The organism is Neobacillus canaveralius (genome assembly GCF_047237705.1).
Classification (GTDB): Bacteria; Bacillota; Bacilli; order Bacillales; family Cytobacillaceae; genus Neobacillus; species Neobacillus niacini_K.
Map to the genome: position 1 here is coordinate 1 of NZ_JBDFLL010000001.1, position 24106 is coordinate 24106.

At 38.4% G+C, this 24106-nt stretch carries 24 protein-coding genes and 1 tRNA gene; 1 reads left to right on the forward strand and 24 read right to left on the reverse strand.

The window, feature by feature from the left end; all coding sequences use genetic code 11:
* Nucleotides 1-250 precede the first annotated feature (250 nt).
* From lysS to spoIIE, 16 genes are all read right to left on the reverse strand, one after another.
* Nucleotides 251-1735: a lysine--tRNA ligase gene (gene lysS / locus ABC255_RS00005; RefSeq protein WP_412990828.1), complete on the reverse strand. Its 1485-nt coding sequence runs from the start codon at nt 1733-1735 to the stop codon at nt 251-253.
* 208 nt (nt 1736-1943) lie between these two features.
* A complete protein-coding gene (gene dusB / locus ABC255_RS00010) occupies nt 1944-2930 on the reverse strand; it encodes a tRNA dihydrouridine synthase DusB (RefSeq protein WP_412990829.1) in 987 nt (328 codons plus the stop codon).
* Nucleotides 2931-2944: 14 nt separating this feature from the next.
* Nucleotides 2945-3151 carry a helix-turn-helix domain-containing protein gene (locus ABC255_RS00015; protein ID WP_283862999.1) on the reverse strand — a complete coding sequence of 69 codons (207 nt, stop codon included), beginning with the start codon at nt 3149-3151 and terminating at the stop codon, nt 2945-2947.
* Nucleotides 3103-3630: a 2-amino-4-hydroxy-6-hydroxymethyldihydropteridine diphosphokinase gene (gene folK, locus ABC255_RS00020; protein WP_412990830.1), complete on the reverse strand. Its 528-nt coding sequence runs from the start codon at nt 3628-3630 to the stop codon at nt 3103-3105. The genes ABC255_RS00015 and folK overlap by 49 nt, the downstream gene beginning before the upstream one ends.
* A 2-nt stretch (nt 3631-3632) precedes the next feature.
* Nucleotides 3633-3992, reverse strand: coding sequence for a dihydroneopterin aldolase (folB, locus tag ABC255_RS00025; protein WP_412990831.1), 360 nt, complete (start codon nt 3990-3992; stop codon nt 3633-3635).
* Nucleotides 3985-4830 (reverse strand): dihydropteroate synthase, encoded by an 846-nt coding sequence (gene folP, locus ABC255_RS00030; RefSeq protein WP_412990832.1) that lies wholly within the window; start codon nt 4828-4830, stop codon nt 3985-3987. The genes folB and folP overlap by 8 nt, the downstream gene beginning before the upstream one ends.
* 110 nt (nt 4831-4940) lie before the next feature.
* Complete coding sequence (gene cysK / locus ABC255_RS00035) at nt 4941-5867, reverse strand: cysteine synthase A (protein WP_412990833.1); 927 nt, start codon at nt 5865-5867, stop codon at nt 4941-4943.
* Nucleotides 5868-6031: 164 nt separating this feature from the next.
* Nucleotides 6032-6928 (reverse strand): peptidyl-prolyl cis-trans isomerase, encoded by an 897-nt coding sequence (locus ABC255_RS00040; RefSeq protein ID WP_412990834.1) that lies wholly within the window; start codon nt 6926-6928, stop codon nt 6032-6034.
* Nucleotides 6929-6949: 21 nt separating this feature from the next.
* Nucleotides 6950-7828 (reverse strand): Hsp33 family molecular chaperone HslO, encoded by an 879-nt coding sequence (gene hslO / locus ABC255_RS00045; protein ID WP_412990835.1) that lies wholly within the window; start codon nt 7826-7828, stop codon nt 6950-6952.
* 14 nt (nt 7829-7842) lie between these two features.
* Entirely contained in the window at nt 7843-8628 is a 786-nt protein-coding gene (locus tag ABC255_RS00050) for a type III pantothenate kinase (RefSeq protein WP_335530459.1), read from the reverse strand.
* A gap of 110 nt (nt 8629-8738) precedes the next feature.
* A complete protein-coding gene (ftsH, locus tag ABC255_RS00055; protein ID WP_412990836.1) occupies nt 8739-10685 on the reverse strand; it encodes an ATP-dependent zinc metalloprotease FtsH in 1947 nt (648 codons plus the stop codon).
* Nucleotides 10686-10818: 133 nt separating this feature from the next.
* Nucleotides 10819-11364: a hypoxanthine phosphoribosyltransferase gene (gene hpt, locus ABC255_RS00060; RefSeq protein WP_218895895.1), complete on the reverse strand. Its 546-nt coding sequence runs from the start codon at nt 11362-11364 to the stop codon at nt 10819-10821.
* Between the two features lie 25 nt (nt 11365-11389).
* Nucleotides 11390-12778: a tRNA lysidine(34) synthetase TilS gene (gene tilS / locus ABC255_RS00065; protein WP_412998428.1), complete on the reverse strand. Its 1389-nt coding sequence runs from the start codon at nt 12776-12778 to the stop codon at nt 11390-11392.
* 156 nt (nt 12779-12934) lie between these two features.
* On the reverse strand, nt 12935-13951 hold the full coding sequence (locus ABC255_RS00070) for a protein kinase domain-containing protein (protein ID WP_412998429.1): 1017 nt from the start codon (nt 13949-13951) through the stop codon (nt 12935-12937).
* Nucleotides 13920-14663: a vWA domain-containing protein gene (locus ABC255_RS00075; RefSeq protein WP_335530466.1), complete on the reverse strand. Its 744-nt coding sequence runs from the start codon at nt 14661-14663 to the stop codon at nt 13920-13922. The genes ABC255_RS00070 and ABC255_RS00075 overlap by 32 nt, the downstream gene beginning before the upstream one ends.
* Nucleotides 14664-14752: 89 nt before the next feature.
* Nucleotides 14753-17233: a stage II sporulation protein E gene (gene spoIIE, locus ABC255_RS00080; RefSeq protein WP_412990837.1), complete on the reverse strand. Its 2481-nt coding sequence runs from the start codon at nt 17231-17233 to the stop codon at nt 14753-14755.
* Between the two features lie 237 nt (nt 17234-17470).
* Between spoIIE and ABC255_RS00085 the strand changes: the two genes are divergently transcribed.
* A tRNA-Met gene (locus ABC255_RS00085) sits at nt 17471-17544 on the forward strand.
* Nucleotides 17545-17705: 161 nt separating this feature from the next.
* On the opposite strand, the gene ABC255_RS00090 is transcribed toward ABC255_RS00085, so the two are convergent.
* From ABC255_RS00090 to spoVT, 8 genes are all read right to left on the reverse strand, one after another.
* On the reverse strand, nt 17706-18155 hold the full coding sequence (locus ABC255_RS00090) for a S1 domain-containing RNA-binding protein (RefSeq protein WP_412990838.1): 450 nt from the start codon (nt 18153-18155) through the stop codon (nt 17706-17708).
* A gap of 83 nt (nt 18156-18238) precedes the next feature.
* Nucleotides 18239-18634: an FtsB family cell division protein gene (locus ABC255_RS00095; RefSeq protein WP_412990839.1), complete on the reverse strand. Its 396-nt coding sequence runs from the start codon at nt 18632-18634 to the stop codon at nt 18239-18241.
* Nucleotides 18635-18647: 13 nt separating this feature from the next.
* Nucleotides 18648-19280 (reverse strand): spore cortex biosynthesis protein YabQ, encoded by a 633-nt coding sequence (yabQ, locus tag ABC255_RS00100; protein WP_412990840.1) that lies wholly within the window; start codon nt 19278-19280, stop codon nt 18648-18650.
* On the reverse strand, nt 19277-19579 hold the full coding sequence (gene yabP, locus ABC255_RS00105; protein WP_095250671.1) for a sporulation protein YabP: 303 nt from the start codon (nt 19577-19579) through the stop codon (nt 19277-19279). Before yabP ends, yabQ begins: the two co-directional genes overlap by 4 nt.
* Before the next feature lie 90 nt (nt 19580-19669).
* Entirely contained in the window at nt 19670-19939 is a 270-nt protein-coding gene (locus tag ABC255_RS00110) for an RNA-binding S4 domain-containing protein (protein WP_090767940.1), read from the reverse strand.
* A 17-nt stretch (nt 19940-19956) separates the two neighbouring features.
* The gene (gene yabN / locus ABC255_RS00115) at nt 19957-21417 is read right to left on the reverse strand and encodes a bifunctional methyltransferase/pyrophosphohydrolase YabN (RefSeq protein ID WP_412990841.1); all 1461 of its coding nucleotides are present in this window, start codon (nt 21415-21417) and stop codon (nt 19957-19959) included.
* A 6-nt stretch (nt 21418-21423) separates the two neighbouring features.
* The gene (locus ABC255_RS00120) at nt 21424-23046 is read right to left on the reverse strand and encodes a putative polysaccharide biosynthesis protein (protein WP_412990842.1); all 1623 of its coding nucleotides are present in this window, start codon (nt 23044-23046) and stop codon (nt 21424-21426) included.
* Nucleotides 23047-23569: 523 nt separating this feature from the next.
* A complete protein-coding gene (gene spoVT, locus ABC255_RS00125; protein ID WP_095250673.1) occupies nt 23570-24106 on the reverse strand; it encodes a stage V sporulation protein T in 537 nt (178 codons plus the stop codon).

Consider the following 24106-nt stretch of genomic DNA (forward strand, 5'->3'; position numbering starts at 1 on the left):
AATTATTCATATCGCTCAAAAGCGACTTTATCATCTTACCAAGTTATCAACTTCATGTCAACAACTATTTCTAAAAACTTTTTTAAAACTTGTTGTCTCGCAACAACAGATATTAATATACCACCATTACAGAATGAGTGCAATAGCTTTTCCAACATATTTAGCAAATATACTAAAATAATAATTTTCAAACTACTCTTCTTTAACAAACAACAAAGCACCAGTAACCTGGTGCTTTGCCAATTTCATATTAACGATGACGCATTAACGGGAATAATAATACGTCGCGAATGGATGGAGAGTTGGTTAGCAGCATGACAAGACGATCAATACCAATTCCTAATCCACCTGTAGGCGGCATACCATATTCTAATGCCTCTACAAAGTCTTCGTCCATTTCATGAGCTTCATCATTACCCTGTTCACGTTCTTTTAATTGGGCTTCAAAACGTTCTCTTTGATCAATTGGATCATTTAACTCAGTAAATGCATTCGCATGTTCACGAGCAACAATAAATAATTCAAACCGATCTGTAAACCTTGGATCTTCTTCATTCTTTTTAGCAAGCGGAGAAATCTCTACTGGATGGCCATAAATAAAAGTTGGCTGTATTAACTTTTCTTCAACCTTTTGCTCGAAGAATTCATTAACAATATGGCCATATAGCATATGTTCAGTAATTTCTACTCCATGTTCCTTTGCAAACCCGCGGGCTTCTTCTACACTCATTTGTTTCCAGAAGTCTACCCCTGTATATTCTTTTATCGCGTCTACCATGTGTAGTCTTTTCCACTCAGGTTTAAGGTTAACTTCATAGTCTCCGTATTGGACCGTAGTTGTCCCTAAAACTTCCTGTGCAATGTGTGCAATTAGATTTTCAGTAAGACTCATTATATCCTGATAATCCGCATAAGCCTCATATAATTCAATCATCGTAAATTCTGGATTGTGACGTGTAGAAACACCTTCATTACGGAAAACACGGCCGATTTCATATACTTTTTCAAGTCCGCCAACAATTAGACGCTTTAAGTGGAGTTCAATTGCAATCCGCATGTATAGTTCCATATCAAGTGCATTATGGTGCGTGATAAACGGACGAGCAGAGGCACCACCTGCAATAGAGTGCATCATTGGAGTTTCAACCTCTAAATAACCATTATCATCAAGATAACGACGCATAGCTTGGATGATTTTACTGCGTGTAATAAAGGTCTCTCTGCTCTCTTGGCTGACAATTAAATCTAAGTAACGCTGACGGTACCTCTGCTCCACATCTTTGAGTCCATGGAATTTATCCGGTAACGGTCTGAGAGCTTTTGTTAAGAACGTATAGTTTTGAACCTTAACGGATAATTCTCCAACCTTTGTTTTGAATAAAGTTCCTGTTACACCGATGATATCTCCTAAATCAGATGAATCAAATACTTCATAAGCTTCCGCACCAATTGCGTCTACTCTAACATAAACTTGAATTTGTCCAGTGAGATCTTGGATATTAGCAAACCCTGCTTTACCTTTTCCGCGCTTAGTCATCATTCGGCCTGCAAGAGTAACTTCAACATTTTTTGTCTCAAGAGCTTCCTTCTCTAACTCTCCATACTGTTCTACTAACTCAATGATAGTATGAGTGCGTTCAAAGCGTTTTCCAAATGGATCTAGTCCATTTTCACGCATCGTATTCATTTTTTCCCGTCTGACCCTTAGCTGGTCATTTAATTCCTCTTGACTCATGCTTAATCAACTCCAATTACTTCTTTTTATGTAAACTAACATCTAAGCCCTTAAATAGTTCACTTTTTATGCATACTTTATTATTTTACACAATCCGGGCAATTCAGACATCAAAAAATATTAATATAAAAGAAAACTGCCAGTTATTTCACTGGCAGTGCTCATTAAATAAAAATAATTATAGAAAAGCTTATAGTCAAAGTCAAATTTATCCTACGATTACTTCTTCTTCTACTTCTGCTAAACTATTTAATAATCCTACTAATTCATCACGAGAATTACATTCGTTAATCGCATTTCTGACACGTGCATTTCCTCGTACACCTTTTAGATACCACGCGGCATGCTTACGCATTTCACGTACGGCAATATACTCATCCTTGAGGGCAATTAAACGATCAAGATGTAAGATACATACATCCATTTTTTCACGAACAGTTGGTTCATCCATCAATTTCCCTGTCTCAAGATATTGTACAGTACGGTAGATCATCCACGGATTACCTAAAGCAGCTCTTCCGATCATAACTCCATCACAGCCAGTTTCTTCAAGCATTCTTTTTGCATCTTGTGGAGTTTGTACATCACCATTACCGATTAATGGGATGTTTATAGACTGCTTTACTTCTCGGATTATGTCCCAGTTTGCTTTTCCTTCATACATCTGAACGCGGGTACGTCCATGAAGCGCAACTGCCTTACCACCAGCTCTTTCCACAGCCTGTGCATTTTTGACAGCAAAAATATGATCGTCATCCCAACCCATACGCATTTTAACGGTTACTGGTTTTTCAACTGCTTCAACAACCGCTGAGACCATTTCATAGATTTTATCGGGGTCTAACAACCACTTCGCTCCAGCATCACATTTTGTAATTTTCGGAACTGGACAACCCATGTTGATATCAATAATATCTGCATTTGTATTTTTATCTACAAATCGCGCTGCTTCCACCAGTGTTTTCTTTTCACCGCCAAAAATTTGCAGGCTGAGAGGTTTTTCACATTCGTCAATATAAAGCATATTCATCGTTTTTTCATTTTTAAGTACGATTCCTTTATCACTGACCATTTCCGCACAAACTAAACCAGCTCCGAACTCTTTAACCGTTAAACGGAAGGCAGAGTTACATACACCAGCCATTGGTGCTAAAACGACCTGATTTTTAATCTCAATGTCGCCGATTTTCAACATACAATCATACCTTCCTATTCATTAGGTGATAGTTCTTCTATGGTTATATTTAAGGTTTGACCAATTTTCTTTAGTAACTCACCTGTAGGCAGACGGTTACCTCTTTCAATTTCCCCAATAATTGATACTGATACACCAAGCTCCTTAGAGAAGCTCTCCTGTGTGTAGCCCTTTAGTTTCCGATAGGCTCGAATACGTCTTCCCCATTTTTCCGCTTCCATATTCGGACTCCTTCTTTGTTAGCTAATTCTTTGATCCATGCATTAAGTGGTTTTTCTATATTTGGTATGATTATGTCAGGTCTTATCTCTGACAATGGAATCATGACAAAATTCCGCTCTAGCATCCGTGGATGCGGTATAATAAGTTTCTCTGATTTTATATTTTCTTGGTTATAGAGAAGAATGTCAAGGTCAATTGTTCTTGGACCCCACACAATTTCCCTTTTTCTCCCAAGTTCAAGTTCAACCTTCAAACAAAAATCTAATAATTCTAACGCGCTCCATTCAGTCTGGATTTCAATCACCATATTTAAAAATAAATCTTGGTCCTCGTAGCCGACAGGATCTGTTTCATAAATAGAGGAGGTATTTACCAGCTGAATTTTGGGATGTTTTGCAAGGTATTCTATAGCTTTTATTAAATAATCATACCTGTTTCCGATATTAGATCCAAGGGAAATATATGCTGTATTTCCCATATTTATCTTCCCCTCGTAATTTCTACTGCGACGGATTGATAGTGACCAGGAATTGGCGGATCCGGTTTGATTACCTTTATTGTTACTTCAGAAACAAGAGTAAATTTCCCTAAAACAGACTCTGCAATTTTTTCTGCAACTGCTTCAACAAGCTTATAAGGTTTTCCTTCCACAACCTCTTTACAAGCCTGAAATAATTCACCATAGTTTACCGAATACTCTAGTTGATCACTTTGACCAGCCTTTTTTAAATCAACAAGCACCATTAAATCTACGACAAAACGTTGTCCAAGTCTCGTTTCTTCAGGAAAAACACCATGATACCCATAGAATTCCATTCGATTGACGAATATTTTATCCATAGCTGACACCCTTCTCCATTAGAATATCCATCATTTTCGCCATTCTGCTCATTTCTTTAACATCGTGTATACGAATGATTTGACACCCCTTTTGGATGCCAAAACATACCGTGGCACCTGTCCCTTCCATTCTTTCCTCTACCGGAAGATTTAAGGCTTGTCCAATCATTGATTTTTTCGAGGTTCCTAAAAGGACGGGGTAGCCGAGCGCAGTCAGTGTATCTAAGTTCTGCATCATTAAAATGTTCTCAGTCAAGTCTTTAGCAAAACCAATACCTGGATCTAGAATAATCTGATCGTCTCGAACACCCGCTTGTTTTACAATGTTAATACTTTCGTAAAGATCATTTAACACATCCCTTATAAAAAAGGAGTAGTTTCGATCATGTCGATTATGCATTAGAATAATAGGAACATTATATTCTGCTGCAACAGCTGCCATTTTGTCATCCGCCTTAGCTCCCCAAATATCATTAATGATATGGGCACCAGCCTCAATCGCTCGTTGTGCAACCTTTGCTTTATATGTATCAATAGATATAGGAACACTTACATGCTTGGATATAGCTTCTATAACTGGAACAACACGCTCAATCTCTTCGTCTTCAGAAATTACTGTATATCCAGGACGTGTTGATTCACCGCCAATATCAATGATATCAGCTCCATTTTCAACCATTTCTTGGGCATGCTTGATGGCATGTTCCATATTGTTATATTTTCCCCCATCTGAGAAAGAATCAGGGGTAGCATTTAAAATACCCATAATATAGGTTTTCTTGCCAAAATCTAATTGATATGGTCCGCATTTAATACTGTAATTCACAGTTGTATTCATCCTAAATACCTCCCGCCTATTTTTCACTTCTTCTATCATACAAGAAGAATGTTTTTCAAAGCAAAAAAAAAGAGGCTTAGCATTAAGCCAAAACCTCTCCTTATTATTAATTAGCCTTCATATTGGTATAGAGGTGTACTTAAATAACGCTCTCCATTATCAGGAATAATTGCAAGTACCTTTTTACCTTTTCCAAGTTTCTTCGCAACTTCTAATGCGGCATGGATAGCTGCTCCTGAGGAAATTCCACCCAGAATTCCTTCTTCTTTTGCTGCACGGCGTGAAGCTGTAAATGCCTCTTCCGCTTGAACTTGAATTACTTCATCATATACTTCTGTATTTAATACAGCAGGAACAAATCCAGCTCCAATTCCTTGAATCTTGTGTGGACCTGGGTTACCACCAGATAATACTGGAGAATCAGTAGGCTCTACCGCATAAATTTTAACACTTGGAAACTTCTCACGAAGAACTTCACCAGCACCTGTGATTGTTCCACCAGTACCGATACCAGAAACAAACGCATCAAGTTGGTCCATTTGTTCAACAATTTCCTTACCAGTGGTTCTACGGTGTACTTCAGGATTTGCTTCATTCTCAAATTGCTGTGGCACGAAGTAGCCATTCTCAGCAGCTAATGCATTCGCTTTTGCAATTGCACCTTTCATTCCTTCAGGCCCTGGAGTAAGTACTAGTTCCGCTCCGTATGCACGAAGTAAGTTTCTTCTTTCCAAGCTCATCGTTTCAGGCATAACAAAAATTGCCTTGTATCCTTTTGCTGCTGCAACCATCGCTAAACCGATACCTGTATTTCCACTTGTAGGCTCAATAATCGTATCGACACCAGGCTTAATTAAGCCTTTCTCTTCTGCTGCTTCAATCATTGCCAAAGCAATACGGTCTTTTACACTACTGCCTGGATTAAAGTATTCTAACTTCAAATAAACCTCTGCGCTGTTTTCATCTACTAATCTGTTTAATTTTACAATAGGAGTTTGACCAACTAATTCTGCAACTGAGTTTGCTACACGTACCATTAGAGCACCTCTTTCTTAATTCCGAGTAATTTTATTGGTATTATATTAAATTTATCAGCTTTCTACTAGTTTTGTCAACCATTTTGCAGTACAAAATTCCCAAATATATCAATTTTTTATTCTGAATCTGTAATAAAAACACAGAATATAATTCTGTGCTTCTCTTAGTTTGCTGACGTTTTCCCGTAAAACCATTCTACCTTCGCTTCTTCCCAAAAGGCTGTCGCAGACGCTGACGTTTTCATTTGTTCAAGTGCAATTTCTCGGCGAATTTGTTGTTTAACATCGTCATAGTTATATTTTTTACCTTTTATTTTTTCTTCAAGCTTAACAATAGCAAAACCCTGTTCAACATGGATAGGATCACTCCATGCGCCTTCTTTTAACTTCTTTGCCGCTTGTAAATATTCAGAAGGAAAGCGTTCTTCCTCTTCTATTAGAAAACCTATATCTCCGCCCTCATTTGCAGAAAATTCTTCGATGGAACGTTCCATCGCCAATGCCGAGAAACTGGAACCTTGCTCGAGTTCCTTGATGGCATTTTCTGCCTCATCACTTGATTTCACAATAATATGTGATACATGGTAAGCGTCAGGAATTGAAAAGAGCTCTTTATTTTTCTCAAAATATGCTTTCATCTCTTTATTGGAGACTTTTACATCTCTTGTAAGAATTTCTTCCTGCAAGAGACTGTTTCGAATATGCTCTTTCCATTTCTTCTCGGATGTCTTTTTATTCTCACTTGGTGAACTATATGTAGTTTGAAGGATTCTATATTCGCGTTCCACATCTTTTTCGGAAACCTTAATGTTATATTTAGCTGCCATTTCTTTTATGACTTTTTGGTCGATCATATCCTTGAGTACATCTTTTCCATATCTTGTCTCTAATTCATTGAGCCATTGTTGCCTTGTAATGTCACTTTTCCCCACTGACGCGACGACTTCTTCACTGACAGCAGTCCCGCTTATCTCTTTCACTTTGGTTAGGAAAAAGATAAGCGTTAGACAGTTCAATAGAATTAGCGCTGCAATCACAATCCATAGCTGCTTTCGCCTCAACTACTCCTCCCCCCGCACTGCTTATTTTGCCTGACTCTTTAATTCCTCTAGTTCTTCCCTAGTGAATAGATACTTTTCATTACAAAAGTGGCAGTGCGCTTCAGCCTGTCCGTCTTCCGTTATCATATCGTCAATTTCGCCTTTACCTAAACCAACAATCGCATCAGCAAAACGATTCTTTGAGCAGACACACTTAAATTGAACAGGCATTGTCTCTAAGACATTTACTTGGTTCTTCCCAAAGAGTTCCTGCAAGATTTCTTCTGGCGTAAGACCTCGCTTTACTAAAGTTGAAATTGGCGCAATTGTTTTTAAACGCTCCTCTACCTTAGTTATGGTCTCATCCTTAATTCCAGGCATTAGTTGAAAAATAAATCCGCCTGCCGCCAGGATGGTATCATCAGGATTTACCAAGACACCTACTCCAACTGAGGAAGGCACCTGTTCTGAAGTAGCAAAGTAATAAGTGAAGTCTTCACCTAATTCACCAGACACGATTGGTACTAAACCCGAGAAAAAGTCACGAAGACCGGTATCTTTAACCACAGACAGAGTGCCCTCAGTGCCAACCGCGCGGCGCACATCTAACTTCCCATGCTCATTTGCTTCAAAGTCAACTTGGGGATTTGATACATACCCACGAACATCGCCCTTGGCATTACTATCTACTAAGATGACGCCAATTGGGCCGCCCCCATCAATTTTAATCGTTAATTTGTCCTCACCCTTCAACATTGCCCCCATCATTACACCGGCTGTCAGGGAACGCCCTAAAGCCGCTGAAGCGGTGCGCCATGTTTCATGGCGACGCTGTGCTTCCGAAACCACCTCGGTAGTACGTACCGCATACGCTCTAATTTGACCATCATAAGCCAAAGCTTTTACTAAATAATCACTCATTATGTAACTCCTTTCTAGTTGCTACTTCTTATGGTATCCATATTCCTTTTATAGATTAGCTGTAATCCCTTTAAAGTTAAAAATGGATCAACAATATCAATAACCTTTGATTCTTGGGCTATTAAAGAAGATAATCCCCCCGTCGCAATGACTGTAGGCTTTTGGTCACTTTGGTCAATCATCCTTTTAACGATTCCCTCAACTTGACCAACATACCCGTAAACAATTCCTGCCTGCATTGCCGCAACTGTATTTTTACCAATTACACCCTCAGGACGAGCAATTTCAATTCTAGGAAGTTTTGCCGCCTTGGAATACAGCGCTTCTGTCGAGATACCAATCCCTGGTGCAATGGCACCACCCATATATTGACGCTGTTCATTGACATAGCAATAAGTTGTCGCAGTTCCAAAATCGACAATAATCAAAGGACTGCCATATTCATGAATGGCTGCAACTGCATTAACAATTCGATCGGCGCCTACCTCTCTAGGGTTTTCATACTTAATATTTAGCCCTGTTTTTATACCTGGTCCAACTACCAATGGAGTAAGGTGAAAGTATTTTTTACACATTCTTTCTAAAGCAAACATGATTGGTGGAACAACGGATGAAATAATAATTCCATCAATTTGCGAAAATGAGAGGCCAGAAGCATCAAAAAGGGATTTAATTATCATCCCGAACTCATCTTCTGTTCGATTTCTGTTCGTTTCTACACGCCAGTGATATTTAAGTTCTTCCCCTTTATAAACACCTAAAACAGTATTGGTATTCCCTACATCGAATACAAAGATCAAAAGAATCACTCACTTTTCTGATTTAACTTGTGTCATACTGCAAACATCATATCATAATTACTTTTTATCGTGAAAAAAAGAGTGCTATTTATAAGCACTCTCTTAGAAAATTACTTTTCATCACTTTCAGTATTCTTGCCGGCAGGATCTTCATCCTTTTTTGTATTAATCGTAACCTTGACGTCATCTGATTTTTTAGTATCGACTTTAATACCTTCTAACTCAGATGCAGACTCAGGCATACGCCCATTTGAAATTAAGTACTCAATCTGTTCTGCATTTAGCGTTTCGACTTCAAGAAGAGTCTTAGCAATCAGATCAAGCTTATCTCTGTTCTCAGTTAGGATAGTCTTAGCTCTTTCATAACATTCTTTAAGAATGCGTTGAATTTCAAGGTCTATTTCAAAGGCAATGGCATCAGAATAGTTTTGTTCATTATGGATGTCACGACCCAAGAATACCTGGCCGCCTGAAGCTTGACCGAACTGTCCAACTCCAAGTTTGTCACTCATACCAAATTCTGTAACCATTCTTCGAGCGATTCCGGTTGCACGCTGGAAGTCGTTGTGAGCACCTGTACTTACCTCACCAAATACAATCTCTTCTGCAACACGTCCACCTAATAAACCAACGATTTTATCAAGTAATTCTGGCTTCGTCATAAAGTAGCGGTCTTCTCTTGGAAGCATTACTGCATAACCGCCCGCTTGGCCGCGAGGAACGATCGTAACCTTATGGACCATGTCCGCCTCATTTAGGATTAATCCAATTACTGTATGTCCGCCTTCATGGAAAGCAACAATATTACGTTCTTTTGCAGAGATCACGCGAGTCTTTTTCGCAGGTCCTGCAATAACCCTGTCTGTTGCTTCATCGATATCCTCCATGTCGACTTTCTTCTTATTCTGACGAGCAGCAACTAAGGCTGCTTCATTTAATAAGTTTTCTAAGTCTGCACCAGAAAAACCTGGTGTACGCATCGCGATATTTTTTAAGTTAACAGATTCATCTAATGGCTTGTTCTTTGCATGTACTTTTAGAACTGCTTCACGACCATTAACATCTGGACGGTCAACAGTAATTTGTCGGTCAAATCGACCTGGACGTAATAATGCAGGGTCTAGAATGTCTGGACGGTTTGTAGCGGCAATAATGATAATTCCTTCATTTGCTCCGAACCCATCCATTTCAACTAATAACTGGTTTAAGGTTTGTTCACGCTCATCATGTCCTCCACCTAAACCTGCACCACGTTGACGTCCAACGGCGTCAATTTCATCAATAAAAATAATACAAGGAGCATTTTTCTTTGCATTTTCAAACAAATCACGTACACGGGATGCACCGACCCCAACAAACATTTCAACGAAGTCAGATCCACTGATTGAGAAGAAAGGAACGCCAGCTTCACCTGCTACTGCGCGCGCTAATAAGGTTTTACCTGTTCCTGGAGGCCCTACAAGCAGGACTCCTTTTGGAATACGTGCACCAAGTTCAGCAAACTTCCTCGGATCTTTTAGGAATTCTACCACTTCGACTAATTCTTGTTTCTCTTCATCTGCACCTGCAACATCCTTAAATCGTGCTTTCTTCTTGTCGTCATTGTAAAGCTTTGCTTTACTCTTACCGAAGTTCATTACACGGCTGCCGCCGCCTTGAGCCTGGTTTAATAAGAAGAAGAATAGGATAAAGATAATCACAAATGGAATAATGGAAGTAAAGAATGTCACCCAGCCGCTTGTTTCCTTAGCTGGCATTACTTCTACCTTTGAGCCAGCCGCATCAATACGCTCTAGAATTTTCTCACTATTTGGTACATACGTTAAGAAGTTCTTACCGTCTTTTACCTCTTTTTCAAACTGCCCCCGAACTTCAAATACACCACGTTCAGGCTGCATAGAAAATGAATCCACTTCATTGTTTTCTAAGCTGTCAACAAACTCATTGTAGGAAATATTATCCGTAGGTTCGTTACTGCCATTAAAGAAACTTACCACACCAATAATGACTAAAAATATCAATAAATAAAAGATGGTATTACGGAAAATCCGATTCATCTCTTACCTCCTCCCGCGATAAAAACTTTTTTAGATAGTATCATAGAAAATCATTCCAATTCTTAATTACTGTTTTTAACTGGGTACCACAATGTTGACAAATAACGCTCGCAATAGCCTTTTTAGTTTTCACTTAAAGATTATCGCTATATACTTCTGGTTTTAAAACACCAATATATGGAAGGTTTCGGTATTTTTCGATATAATCTAATCCGTACCCCACCACAAATTCATCTGGGACAATAAAACCAACATAATCTGCTTTTATTGCGCTCTTCCTTCCTGTTGGTTTGTCAAGTAAGGTTACAATCTTAATGGATTTTGCTTTTCGGTAACGGAATAAATCAACAAGATAGCTTAGAGTTAAACCACTATCGATTATATCCTCAATGATTAAGATGTCTCTTCCTTCAACTGAAGTATCTAAATCCTTTAGGATTTTCACTTCTCCTGAAGAAACCATCGCAGTACCATAACTTGAGACATCCATAAAATCCATTTCCAAATAGCAATCCACACGTTTAAGTAAATCAGCCATAAATGGCATTGCACCTTTTAAAACACCAATTGCGAGAGGGAAGCGATCTTGATACTCTTCTGATAATTGAGCCCCTAACTCCTTGATTTTCTCCTGAATCTCTTCTTCAGAAAATAAAACCTCTTTAATATCCTGTTTCATAATAATTGTGCCTCCTAGAAGATCATTACTTATGATATGTGAGTAGTATATGCTGACTTGTTGAGTGATCAATGCCTTCAAAGGCTGATTTCTTAATTCCAGGAAGCCAAAGAATACAACCATCTTTGTCAGTAATTACAGGCCAAGCATCGCGGTCCTGGATAGGAATCTTACTATCGATAAAAATATCTTTTAGCTTTTTTGTTCCTGACATTCCTTTCAGGTTCATGCGATCACCTATTTTTCTCGTTCGAATCTGAATGGGCAGTTTAATCTTGTCAGCTGGAAATAATGCATAAAATCCATTTGTTTCAATGTTTTCCTTATCATCAATGACATCCATTTTTATACTTGCCCCATTAGGTAATTCAATCTCGCCAGGTTCTACCATTTCGAGTAAATACGTGTGAGATTCGCTAACTTCAAATTGGAAAGATAGTAGTGAATACGACCGAATAACCTTTAAACCGTTAGGAAAATCAAGTGTTCCAGATGGATGATGATGTCGAATTAAAGATAGAACATGATCAATATGTAAAGCGGAAAGTGACACTGGTATTACTTTGTATAGATAGTTTAATATTAGTTGAATACCTCTTCTTTGTAAAGAATTTGGCATTTCCGAAAAAGGAATTATGTCAATGGTAATTTTATTCTTTTCTCTCTTTTTCATTACTTTATTCATTCTTTGGACAGTTAATTCCTGAAGAAGTATTTCATCATTTTGCAATTCTTCACTAAACCGTTGAAAATGTTCATGAACATGGAGATTTTCCGTTTTTAAAAAAGGAAGAACTTCGTTGCGAAAACGATTCCTGCTATAAATACTTTTTTTATTACTAGGGTCAATTCTAGGCACCAAATTTTGCTTCTGACAATATTCTGCAAGCTCTGCCTTCGTTAAAGATAAGAAGGGACGAAAAATGTATCCATTACCGAATGGTCTCATAAACGGGATACCAGCTCTCGCAGCACCGGAACTCCCCCTTGTCAGACGCATTAATATGGTCTCAACCTGGTCATCTCCATGGTGACCAAGAGCTAGAAAGTTGTAACCATATTTATTCATTGTTTTTTCAAAAAACTCATATCTGGCATGTCTCGATGCCACTTGCGAGTTTTTCTTAGTTTTCTTAATAATCTCAGGAACATTTATTCGTGCCATTTCAAAAGGAATGCCCCTTTGTTCACAATAGTCTTTCACGAATAAACCATCTTCCAGTGACTCTTGACCACGAAACATATGATCAACGTGTGCTACAACAATGGATAGATTTTTCTTTTCCTGCTGCGCCCATAAATAGTGAAGCAATGCGAGTGAATCTGGTCCGCCCGATACACCAACCACCATTTTTTTATTTTCAATTTCAAATGAGAGGCGATTAAGCAGTGCTGCTACCTTTGCTTCTAACATTCTGCATTCTTCCTTTACGAAAACAACCTTAATCATTTATTTGAATATCCCTAGCTTACCACTTTTATGACAAAAGTATCAAAAACAAAGACCTAATTGATTAGGTCTTTTTTTCCTTCCCTTTTATACGTTGTGAATAACGATTAGTTTCAAAAATTAAAGAAGTTTTTGAAAAATATACAAAAAGTATAAAAGTGCAATAGACATCGTGATGATGAATGTTTCCGCCCAGCGGCCTTTTTTCTTTTTCTTTATATAATTCTGCCGGGTTTTTGGCTGACTTCCTGTATAATTTATCTTTTGTGATTGACTGGTGCCTTTGGGATTAGCTGCGGTTGGTGTTGATTTAGGGACTGTTCCGGGATTTTGCCTGCTCATTGCCAACGACATTAGTTCAGTTCTCATTTGAAGTGCGTTTGTGTACTGTCCTTGGAGTGCTCTTACGATGACCCTTTCGAATGGATGTAACTCCTTTTGTGTTCTAATTGCTTCTCTAAGCTGCGGAAGACCACCTGTTGTTTTGTTAAAGCGTTTTGGATAAGCCGTATTAATCATAATCATCGCAACAGCAAATAAATCATAAGCAGGGTCTGCCTTTCTCGTTCCCAACCCCCAATATCCCCGATCATAGTACTCGGTGAATTCTTTAATTGCTCTCCCTTTAATCGTTGTGCCGCCAACATCAATGCACCTGATTTTTGGGGATGGACCTGTAACGATTAAGTTTTCTGGCTTTAAATCGCCAAATACCCAGCCATTCTCATGCAACGTATTCAAGTCATTTAATAATTGAAGAAAAAGGACAGTGGTCCACGATTTCCCCTTATTTTGAATAAAAGTCAGCAAATCTGGTCCTTGAATATACTCCATTGTGTAAAATGAAATCTGTCCGCGATTACTATTCCAATCATCGACATCAAGTAAAGAAGGCCCGAGGGTAGACCCTTGGACCTTTGCAAACGATCTTAATACATTAACCTCTGAGGTAATGGACATCCCGTTATCGCTCATCTTTAAGGCTACTTGCGAGCCTTTAAACTTTGCAAGGTAGACAATGCCGTTTGCTCCATATCCTAGTTCCTTTAAAACTGTATATTTATTCGAATGCCATTTCCCTGTTATTACAGTGCCTGGAGTTACTTTACATCGACTCTTCAAGGAATGATTCATCATCACCGGTCATGAGACTCCTTAATGAACGTTTTGAATGAAATGAAGATAAAGCTGTACGGATTGCGGGTCCAGTTGGAGTAATTCCTCCTGTTGTAAGCTGAGAGAAGATACTTGTCAAAGATTGTAGCTTTGGCGTCCAATCTAGGATTTTTTCGACATCATTCTTTTTCCCGGGAAATACAAACACCGCAAACTGATTATCACCTGTACGTGCATTTAAGCTAAGGGAAAGGTCAAGCAGGGCTTCTTTAACGGTTGGAAGCTTGTGTTTCATACTTGCGCTTGTATCGACAAGAATCAACACCTCTAATTCGACAGTTTCTCCAAGTTCATCGACTACTTCCATTACTTCCCCTCTTTTCTCAGGAGGAAGGTCTTCTATTGTCTGTGAACGACCAAGAATTTGCTGAAGCTCCCGGTTTACGACACCTTGGATTGTCTGTGTCATTGCTTTCCTCGTAACCATCTGAACAGTTTGGGATAGCGCTTGAGCATAAACAACCTGGCTGACTCCGCCTCCGGACATCGCTATTCCCTCTATTTCCGTCATTCCCTTTTCATCAATTACATCTTGCTCCATTACACCGATAACATTTACAGATATCCCTTGTTCTTTTGCAAGTGCAGCCATAGCAATGGGATCTTCCCCTTGATTTGAACAGCCGTCCGTTATTAATAAAATCTGACGAATTTTCCCTGTATACATACTCATTCTCCCTCCACTTTTCGAGTTACTCCCATTTTCGACACTGTGGAGGGGATTTATACATATTTAAAGGATAAACCGGATAAAATAGTTGATTACGCTTGTTTCTTCATCTTTGTAACAGGGATACTGGCCCATTTAGGTGTATTGTGCTTTATTTTTGCCACTGCAATGGTCATATCATCACCAATCAAATTATCCCGTGAACGAATCACCTCTTCTAATATTAAATCAGAAATTTCCTGAGGATCCTCCGTTTGTAGTTCCTGTATTTTTCGTTTCATCCACAAATCATAATTTTCTACATGCTTAGGACCCTCAAATATTCCATCACTCATCATTATGAGTAAATCTCCGGCTTTTAACTGGTCACTCACTACATCCACTTCAAATTCCTCTAAAATTCCTATTGGCAAATTACTAGCTTGGATTTTAATTACTTTATTTCCCCTTTTTATAAAACTTGGGGTAGAACCTATCTTTAGGAATTTCGCTGAAGCATTTTGAAGATCAATCATGGCTAAGTCTAATGTCGCAAAAATTTCATCTGTCGTCCGAAGCGACAGAATGGAATTGACTGACTTTATCGCCACTTTTTCATCGATACCTGATTGCAATATTTTTTGTAAAAGCTGCAGTGTCTCTTTACTCTCATAATGAGCTCTTTCCCCGTTCCCCATTCCATCGCTAATAGCAATAGCAAACTTTCCTGATCCCAGTTCCATGGTTGAATAGCTGTCACCCGAAACAAAACCGCCATCCATTGCCGCATGAGCCATTCCTGTTTCAACGGTATAGGCCTTTGATGATTGGAATACTACATGACAGAAACCGTTAGGATATGCAGCACATTCTTCTGAGGTAACGATAATTTGCTCTCCGAGAATATCCGATAACATGGGTGCAATTAACTTTTCACATTCCCCATGGCCATTACAAAATGGAACGGACATTTCGATATCCACATTTCCTGATTCAAGACTATAAATCTCAACATGCTCCACCTGAACGCCAAATGCTTGAATGGACTCCAAAATTTGTTCTTCCTGCTTATGATGATTCTCTCTTTCGCGCTGAATCTCTTTAGCAAAGTTATCCATCACCTCGGAAACACCGAGTAGTTGATCTGCTACTAGTCTCCTGCTTTCTTGGACCTGTTTCTTTAATTTTTGGTTTGCTTGGTAAAAGGTCAGCTCCTGCCCGACCGCCTCATATACTCTTTTTGAACGAGTACAGTGCTTATCCCATTCACGAGATAATTTCGGCGAAACTACTCCATCATTTTGATCCATTTCATGAATAATTTCTTCTAGATATCCATAGGTTGTATTAAAATTCTTCGCCCAACACTGCTCCTTTTTAAAGCAAGTATTACAGGTTTTTTCGGTTACATGGCTCATAAAATAATCCATTTCACGTTCATCTTCTTTATCATTAGGCTTTGTTTCCATTTGCGAAAAACTATTTGAAAGCGCATGGAAGACACTTGAAAATTGGGCCACTCTTTGTGCTGTCACATCACGCATTTTTCTCATGTATTTTTGTTGTTCCGATGTATATTCTGGTGTACCAGGAATATATTTGGCCAATTTAGAAGTAAATAGTTGTGGTGTTAATAGGAAAAGTACAATGGCTGCGGCGGACTCCAATAGTGTAGTAGCTAAAGAGCCGGAACCGCCCTCCTGCCCATACATTCCAATTAAAAGTGTTGCAATAAACAAACCAATTGCTACTCCTATTTTCTTTCCTTCTTTTAATAAACCACCTAGTACACCTGAAAAAGCAAGCAGACTCATATGATAGAAGCTTGAAACACTCGCAAGACTAAAAATTAAACCCGTTACGACACCAACTGTCGAACCAACTGTTGCTCCCGCAATAAACGAAAATACTAAAACAAGATAGCGAGACATAATATGCTCAAGTGATAAATCGTAAATTTTCCAGCCAATCGTTCCGGTCATGATTGAAGCAAGCATAATAATTAAGCAAACAATTTCCTCCGTTTTTAACAATTGTCTGCGCTTGTTCAAGATTAATAAGGGGATACTCTGTAAGAAGATAAGCGTTAGAATAAAAGATAAACTCGCCTGAACACCAACCATCATCGCGTCATAAAGTGTCAGCTGCCTAGAAATAATAAAGGCCTCGGCCAATTTCCCTGCCCCTAGAATGATTGCAACAAAAAGCGGAATCATTCTCATTTCATTCTTAATCCATCTCTCACTAATCCGATATATAACTAGAAAAAGAATGGATACCAAAAAGGTAAATGCTGCATTCTTCAAGGAGACAGTCGCTGCGCCCGCAACCAATCCTACTAATGCTAGCGGAGATCGATCTCTTTTTATTAAAAAGACGGCTGCGAAAAAAGGCAGACTAAAGGGAGCAAGCGTGGATAATATCAAAGCTCTTCCTAATAAGAAACCTACAATAAGTAATAGGTAACCCTTTATAAGAAAGAAGGACTCAACTTTTAATTGGAATTTTTTCATAACGCTGTCCCAAGACCATTTAGAGGATCGAAAGTTAACCTCTCCGACCGGTTCTAGTAAACTCCGTTCTAGCTTTTCCATAAGTCACACTCCTCTATTAATTCTTGTTAAAGACTATTATAAAATTAATAGATTTAAAATTTTGTCAAATCAGTGAACGTATGTAAAGTTTCGTTCGACGGTTTCCACTATATTTATTCAAATAATGTTGACAAATCGAAAGGATGTCGGAATAAGGAATGAAGATTAATAAAACAAAAAAACTAATTGACACCTATCGTTATCACCTGTATTATAGTCTTTGTGTCTTGAATACTTGGCGGTGTAGCTCAGCTGGCTAGAGCGTACGGTTCATACCCGTAAGGTCGGGGGTTCGATCCCCTCCGCCGCTATACAGAAAAGCTGCAGCCCCTAGGCGCTGCAGCTAGACAAACGAAACAGCACTGTTATTGTAGCAGTGCTGTTTCGTTTTTTTATTAGAAAACAAACAAAAAAGACAAGTCGCTAGACCTGTCTTGAATAGGCAATATATGTTTTATAAATAAGCAACAAGTTAACCCCTTCTAGCTCCTCTTCCACCACGCTTAGATTCCGTATGACGTTTTAAAGAAGTTAAACGATCCTCACTATCTTTTAAAAACTTCGCCATTTTTGACTCAAAATTTTCTACTTTAGGAGCATTACGATCATTTGACCTGTTCTGACGAGGACGTTGTGAATGTGAGTTTGAGTGTGAGTGTGAACGGGATCTAGCTTGAGCCTCTGGTTTATCAATTGCCTTTTTTATAGAAAGTCCAATTTTTCCATCTTTCTCGACATTGATGACTTTAACTTCTACTTGGTCACCAACTTTAAGATGATCATTGATATCTTTCACATAATTGTCAGCAACCTCACTGATGTGTACGAGTCCAGTTGAGCCATCAGGCAGCTCCACAAAAGCTCCGAATTTCGTAATCCCTGTTACCTTTCCTTGTAACTTGCTGCCTACTTCGATTGACATAAAAAGAATTTTCCTCCTTAAGAAATAAAAAAATGATACATACTTTATATTATACAAAATGGGAAAAATAAGTGTCAATAAGACTAGTTAGCGTTGTTTTTATCTTTATTTTCTTCTGGAATATTAAAGATAATTTCACCAGTTTCCGAGAAAAAGTATTCTTTTCTAGCAAGCTTAGCAAGGTAATCATCATCATTTAATTTTACAATATCTTCTTTTAGCAATTGTTGTTGTTTTTTTAATTGTGTCAGCTCTTGTTCCAGCTGTCTCTTTTGTGCCACTTTTTTATCTAAAGTTGAGGATTGGGAAATAAAGCTAGTAATCATTAAATATGACATGACTGTAGCAAATACTAAAAACAAGAAAAGTCTTCTATATAATAATTTCCTTTTCCTGGCTGAAGCAATTTCTGCTACTTCTTGCTGGTGGACATACGTTGATTGGATTTTGGCTATATTCTTTTCTTTTACTGAACTCAATTCCCATCCCTCCTTACTCTTTTGGTCTTTTCCACTTTTTAATCCACTTACCTAAATAGTTCTTGATTTCCATAAAAATTCCTGCCGTTTTATTATATAACTTCTCGACGGATTTTTTAATACTTTTCGGCAAAAGTTTCCAAAGTATTAGTATAATCTTGACGATTGGCACCCATAGTACCTTAAGAATAAACAATAAAATCTTTAAAATAAATTTGACAAGGGAAAGAGTCCCCCTGCCAAGTAGAATAATAATTGAAATTAGCAACTGCAGGATGCCTACGACAGGTTTATAGATAAGGAGTTGGAAAGCCCTTCTGAAAAATTGATAAAGGGCTATTACACTTCTTATCATGGCTTCAAGTAATCTTAAATAAATACCTTTAAATAAACTTTGATAGGCTGCAAAGCCACAAAGTAGTGCCACAAAAATGTAGAAACGTAACTCCCCATTGTTAACAAGGAAAAGAATGTAAAAGATAATTAGTGCCTGAATGACCCAAAACAACAAGTCATTAATAAAAACAATCCATGACCTTCTGTTAGGTCGGTCTAAGAAACGCTGATAGGTATCCAACATAACCCCAAACAGCGAACCCATTCCAATCATCGAAAGCATGGTAAGAAATTGAGTGGAGAGTGTCATCGGAATAACTTACTAAAGAATCCTTTAGCTTTCTCCCCATGCTGTTCATCTAAGTAAACTAAATCAAATATCTTTCCCTTTATGGAGACAATCCCCTTTTCTACATCGAGGTTTTTCATTTGCAAGTTTTGCCCTTTAATCGCTAAGAATCCCATCGAAGTTTCTAATAAGAACTCCTCATTATCAAAGCTTTCCACTTGTTTAACACCGGTTATATCGAGAAGCTTTCTTCCCCTCATGATGACATCATGCTCTGGAACAGTACTTTTGACAGGATTTGTTTCATAATATTGGCTCATCATTCATCCCTCACAATCATTTGTACAACCATTTATTACATTTTTATGTAAGGGATAAATGAATTAGAACAAGCCTTTTCGCGGGACGGTTTAGAACTGTGATTCTCCAATTCTTTCATCTTTAATAATCGTATACATTTCAGCGGCTGCTTCTTTTCGAGTCGTATCTTGAATTTGATCAATTCTTGCCGTAACCAGTCTTTGTCCAAGACGTATTGTGAGTTCGTCACCGACTTTTACGGTTGAACTTGCTTTCGCCTCTTTTCCGTTTATGAGAATTCTGCCTTGATCGGATACCTCTTTTGCCAGTGTCCTTCTTTTTATTAGTCTTGATACCTTTAGATATTTATCTAATCTCATTTCATAATCCCCCGTTTCTATAGTCCTTTAGACTTTGCTTCATCCCAGAATTGATCAAGTTCCTCGAGTGAATGCTCTTCAATTGACTTTCCGCTACTCTTTACCCGTTCTTCTATAAATTGAAACCTTCGAATAAACTTTTGATTGGTTTCAAATAATGCCTCTTCAGGATGTATATCTAAAAACCTTGCAACATTCACAAAAGCAAATAGGATATCACCAAATTCTTTTTTTGCTTCAACAAAACTCTCCTGGTTTATCTCATTCTCAAATTCCTCAAGCTCTTCTTTCACTTTCTCCAGAGCTGGTGTTATTTCCTGCCAATCAAAGCCAACTTTTGCTGCCTTCTTCTGAATTTCGTAAGCTCTTAATAAATTGGGCAGAGATTTGGATATACCCTCAAGCAGAGAGGATTCTATTTCGCCCTTTTCCTGCTTCTTTATTTCCTGCCAGTTACGAAGAACCTCTTTAGAATCCTCTGCCTTCTTATCTCCAAAAACATGTGGATGCCTGCGAATCATTTTCGCAGACAGTACCTCAATGACATCTTCAATCGTAAAATAGCCTTCATCCTCACCGATTTGGGCGTGAAGCATAACTTGCAGCAAGACATCACCGAGTTCTTCTATTAAATGGTCAATATCACCACTATCAATAGCTTCGATTACTTCATAGGTCTCTTCAATTAAGTATTTTTTTAGTGACTCGTGTGTTTGTTCCTTATCCCACGGACAGCCATTCGGACCTCTTAATACAGCAATAATCTCCCGCAGCTTGGAGAAATTTTTCAGCATTATTTGTTCATCCTGTACAGGAGGTACATAAACAGATGTGAGGTTATCAATCGTTACTTTACGGTCTAACTCATACAAAGGAACCCGTTCGATGTTTTCATCTCTGCTTCCTGCGGCACGAACAATCACAACCTGATAATCATCAGGAAGTCTTTCCATAAGAGTTAGTTTAATATTTGATGCGACAAACTGGTCATAAACCTGACTTATAAAAATATGCTGATCGATTTGCAGCTGACTGGATTTGAGAAGGGTTCCATCTAAAAGCTGGAAACCATCTACAGGATCTATTTTTAGTGATTGAAAAATGGCGTCAATAAAGCTTTGACCCCCGCCAATGATGATGTCTACATCCTCTTTTGGACCATATTCCAGAAGCAATTGAACTGTTCTTTCGGCAACTAGAGGATGACCTGGAACTGCATAAATCACCTGTTCTGCTTTTGCTTTTTCCAATAGGTTTTGGACAATTTCTTGATATACCTCTTCAAACTGGTCATGCTTTTCATAAATGGAATCAAATGATGTAAAGCCCATCTCTTCTTGAACTAGTTCTGCAATAACGGGATGTTCCTTTGTTCTTAAGTAAACATGATCAGCATTCATTAACTTCTTATAAACGCCAAAGGGGAGCTGTTCAAGATCTCCCGCTCCTAAACCGAGAACTTCAATTGTTTTGCCCATACGTTTCTAACTCCTATTCTTCTTAGGTAATAAAAGGCTTAATTTGCTGCCAAAAGGAAATAATGATAATTCTTTTTCCAAAAAGACGCCCCCTCTAATGATAATAAACAAGAAAAGGAATCCTCCGGAAACGGCACCTCCGAGCGCCTGAATGGCTGCCATTATCCTCTCGGTTCCAACCGGTATCGAAATCATATCTGTTAACGCTAGATAGCCTTTTAAAAGGAGCACCATCATGAAGGCTGCTGTTAAAAGGGTTCGAAGGAAGTGAAACGAGAGCAGCGGAATGTTCTGCATTCTTATAAATTTTATGTAAAGAATGCCGCAAGCAAAAACTAACGTGATAATGGTTGCATATGCGGCACCCATCGTCCCAAATGTCGGAACGAAAAAATTATTTAACATGTATTTTAAAGGAAAGGTTGCTAGAACGATTACTGCAGGAAAAAGCAAAGATCCTAGCCCCTGCATTATAGCAATAATCGTCGTAATGAATGAGCTAAGGAGAATAACAAAGCTAAGGATTCCTAATACCGATGAACCTGAGTTATTTTGAAATAGCATAATATTAGCTGGCTCTATAATTGCCCATAGACCAAACGAAGCTCCGACACCAATGACGATAGCTATTCGAATAGCCAGCTGAATTTTATCACGTAAAAAAGAAATGTCCTTTTTCATTCTTGCACTCGTTATTAATGGTACAAGTGATAAGGACATGGATACAGCAACAATCGTCCCTAACTGGATTATTGGCTGCCCACGGTCAAATATCCCCTTTATCCCCTTGGCCATTTCTGTCCCATATCCATTCTCTGTAAGTAAAGAGTAGAGGTTCAGTGCGTCAGCCATTTGTATCAAAATCATTAGCATTCCACTTATACAGATTGTCAGACCTTGATAGACAAGCGTTTTTAAAATAAAGCCCATCTCTCGATAATAGCCCGCCACCATTCCTTTTCGAGGAGCAATTACTCCCCATTCTTTACGAATCCAAAGGAATGTAAACAAGATAAGTGCTGATACCATACTACCGGTAATCGATCCAAACATGGCACCGCCGCCAATCAGATACAGCGAATATCCCAGCTTCGTTAGAACGTAGGCAAGAAAGAGAATGGTGAATGCCCTTATTAATTGTTCACCCACCTGTGATAGAGCCGTTGGTACCATATCCCCCTTCCCCTGATAATAGCCCCTCAAAATAGCGGCAATCGGAAATAATAGAAAGACAATCGAGACAACCCTTAGTAAAATGGCTAATTTCTCATCATTCATCCAAATCGCAATATGATCAGCACTAAAATATAGGATAAGAAAACATATAATTCCAAATAACTGTAAAATGATGAACGAGACAAATAAAAGCCGTCTTACTTTTTCATGATCATTTTTTTCCTTTTGTTCAGCATATAACTTAGAAATAACCACCGGAAAACCTGTTGTCGAAAGGACCATAGCAAGACCATAAAATGGGTATACCTGCTGATATATGTAAAAACCAACATCACCAACAATATTTTGAAACGGAACCCGATATACAGCACTTAGAACTTTGGTTACTAATGCTGCAATGGCTAAAATAAAAGCCCCCCTAAAAAGAGCCTTTGATTGGTTTACATGCTTCATTTTTTATCTCCTAACTTACGTAACTCGTGTGTATTATAACATAGTATAAAGCGGAAGCACCTTTGAACCCCTTCTAGACGGCCGCTTATTCCCGTAAACCTTGGTCTCTTGGAATTATCGGCACTATAAACCGCTTATAGTTTCCGTAAACTCTGTTCTCTCGATTTATCGGCACTATATGCCTATTATAGTTCCCGTAATTTCTGCTCTCCTAATTTATCGGCACTATATGCCTCTTATAGTTCCCGTAATTTCTGCTCTCCTGATTTATCGGCACTATATGCCTATTATAGTTCCCGTAATTTCTGCTCTCCTAATTTATCGGCACTATATGCCGCTTATAGTTCCCGTAATTTCTGCTCTCCTGATTTATCGGCACTATATGCCTCTTATAGTTCCCGTAATTTCTGCTCTCCTGATTTATCGGCACTATGCACTCTTAAACTCTTGTGGAGTTGGATTAGGAGACAAATAAAAAAGACAGCGAAGGCTGCCTCTTTTATTTGTGAGAATAATATTAGTTCTAGGACTCCATTTGTCTTGCTAAAAATCCAGCAGCGGTTTCAACAGCCTTTTTCTCGACTTCACCAAGTGTACCTTCTTTTGCATAAATAATAACAGCTCCAATTGGGTCACCATTTGCAATGATTGGTCCAATTGTATAAGATGAGATAGTTTCATCATTCCCATCCGCTAATGCAATATCACCTTGCTGTGTAACTAGAACTGAATTACGGTCTTCCATTGTTTTTTCCACTAAATCGCTTATATTTTTATTTAAATAATCCTTTTTAGAACTTCCTGCTAACGCAATATAACTATCTCTATCACAAATTAATACCGGGTTTCCGAGGCTGTCAAATAGGGCTTCTGCATATTCCTTGGCAAAATCGCTTAACTCGCTGATTGGTGAATACTTCTTTAAGATTACTTCCCCATCTCGATCAACAAAGATCTCTAACGGATCCCCCTCACGGATACGCAGAGTCCTGCGTATTTCTTTGGGAATGACAACACGACCCAAATCATCGATTCGACGAACTATTCCAGTTGCTTTCAT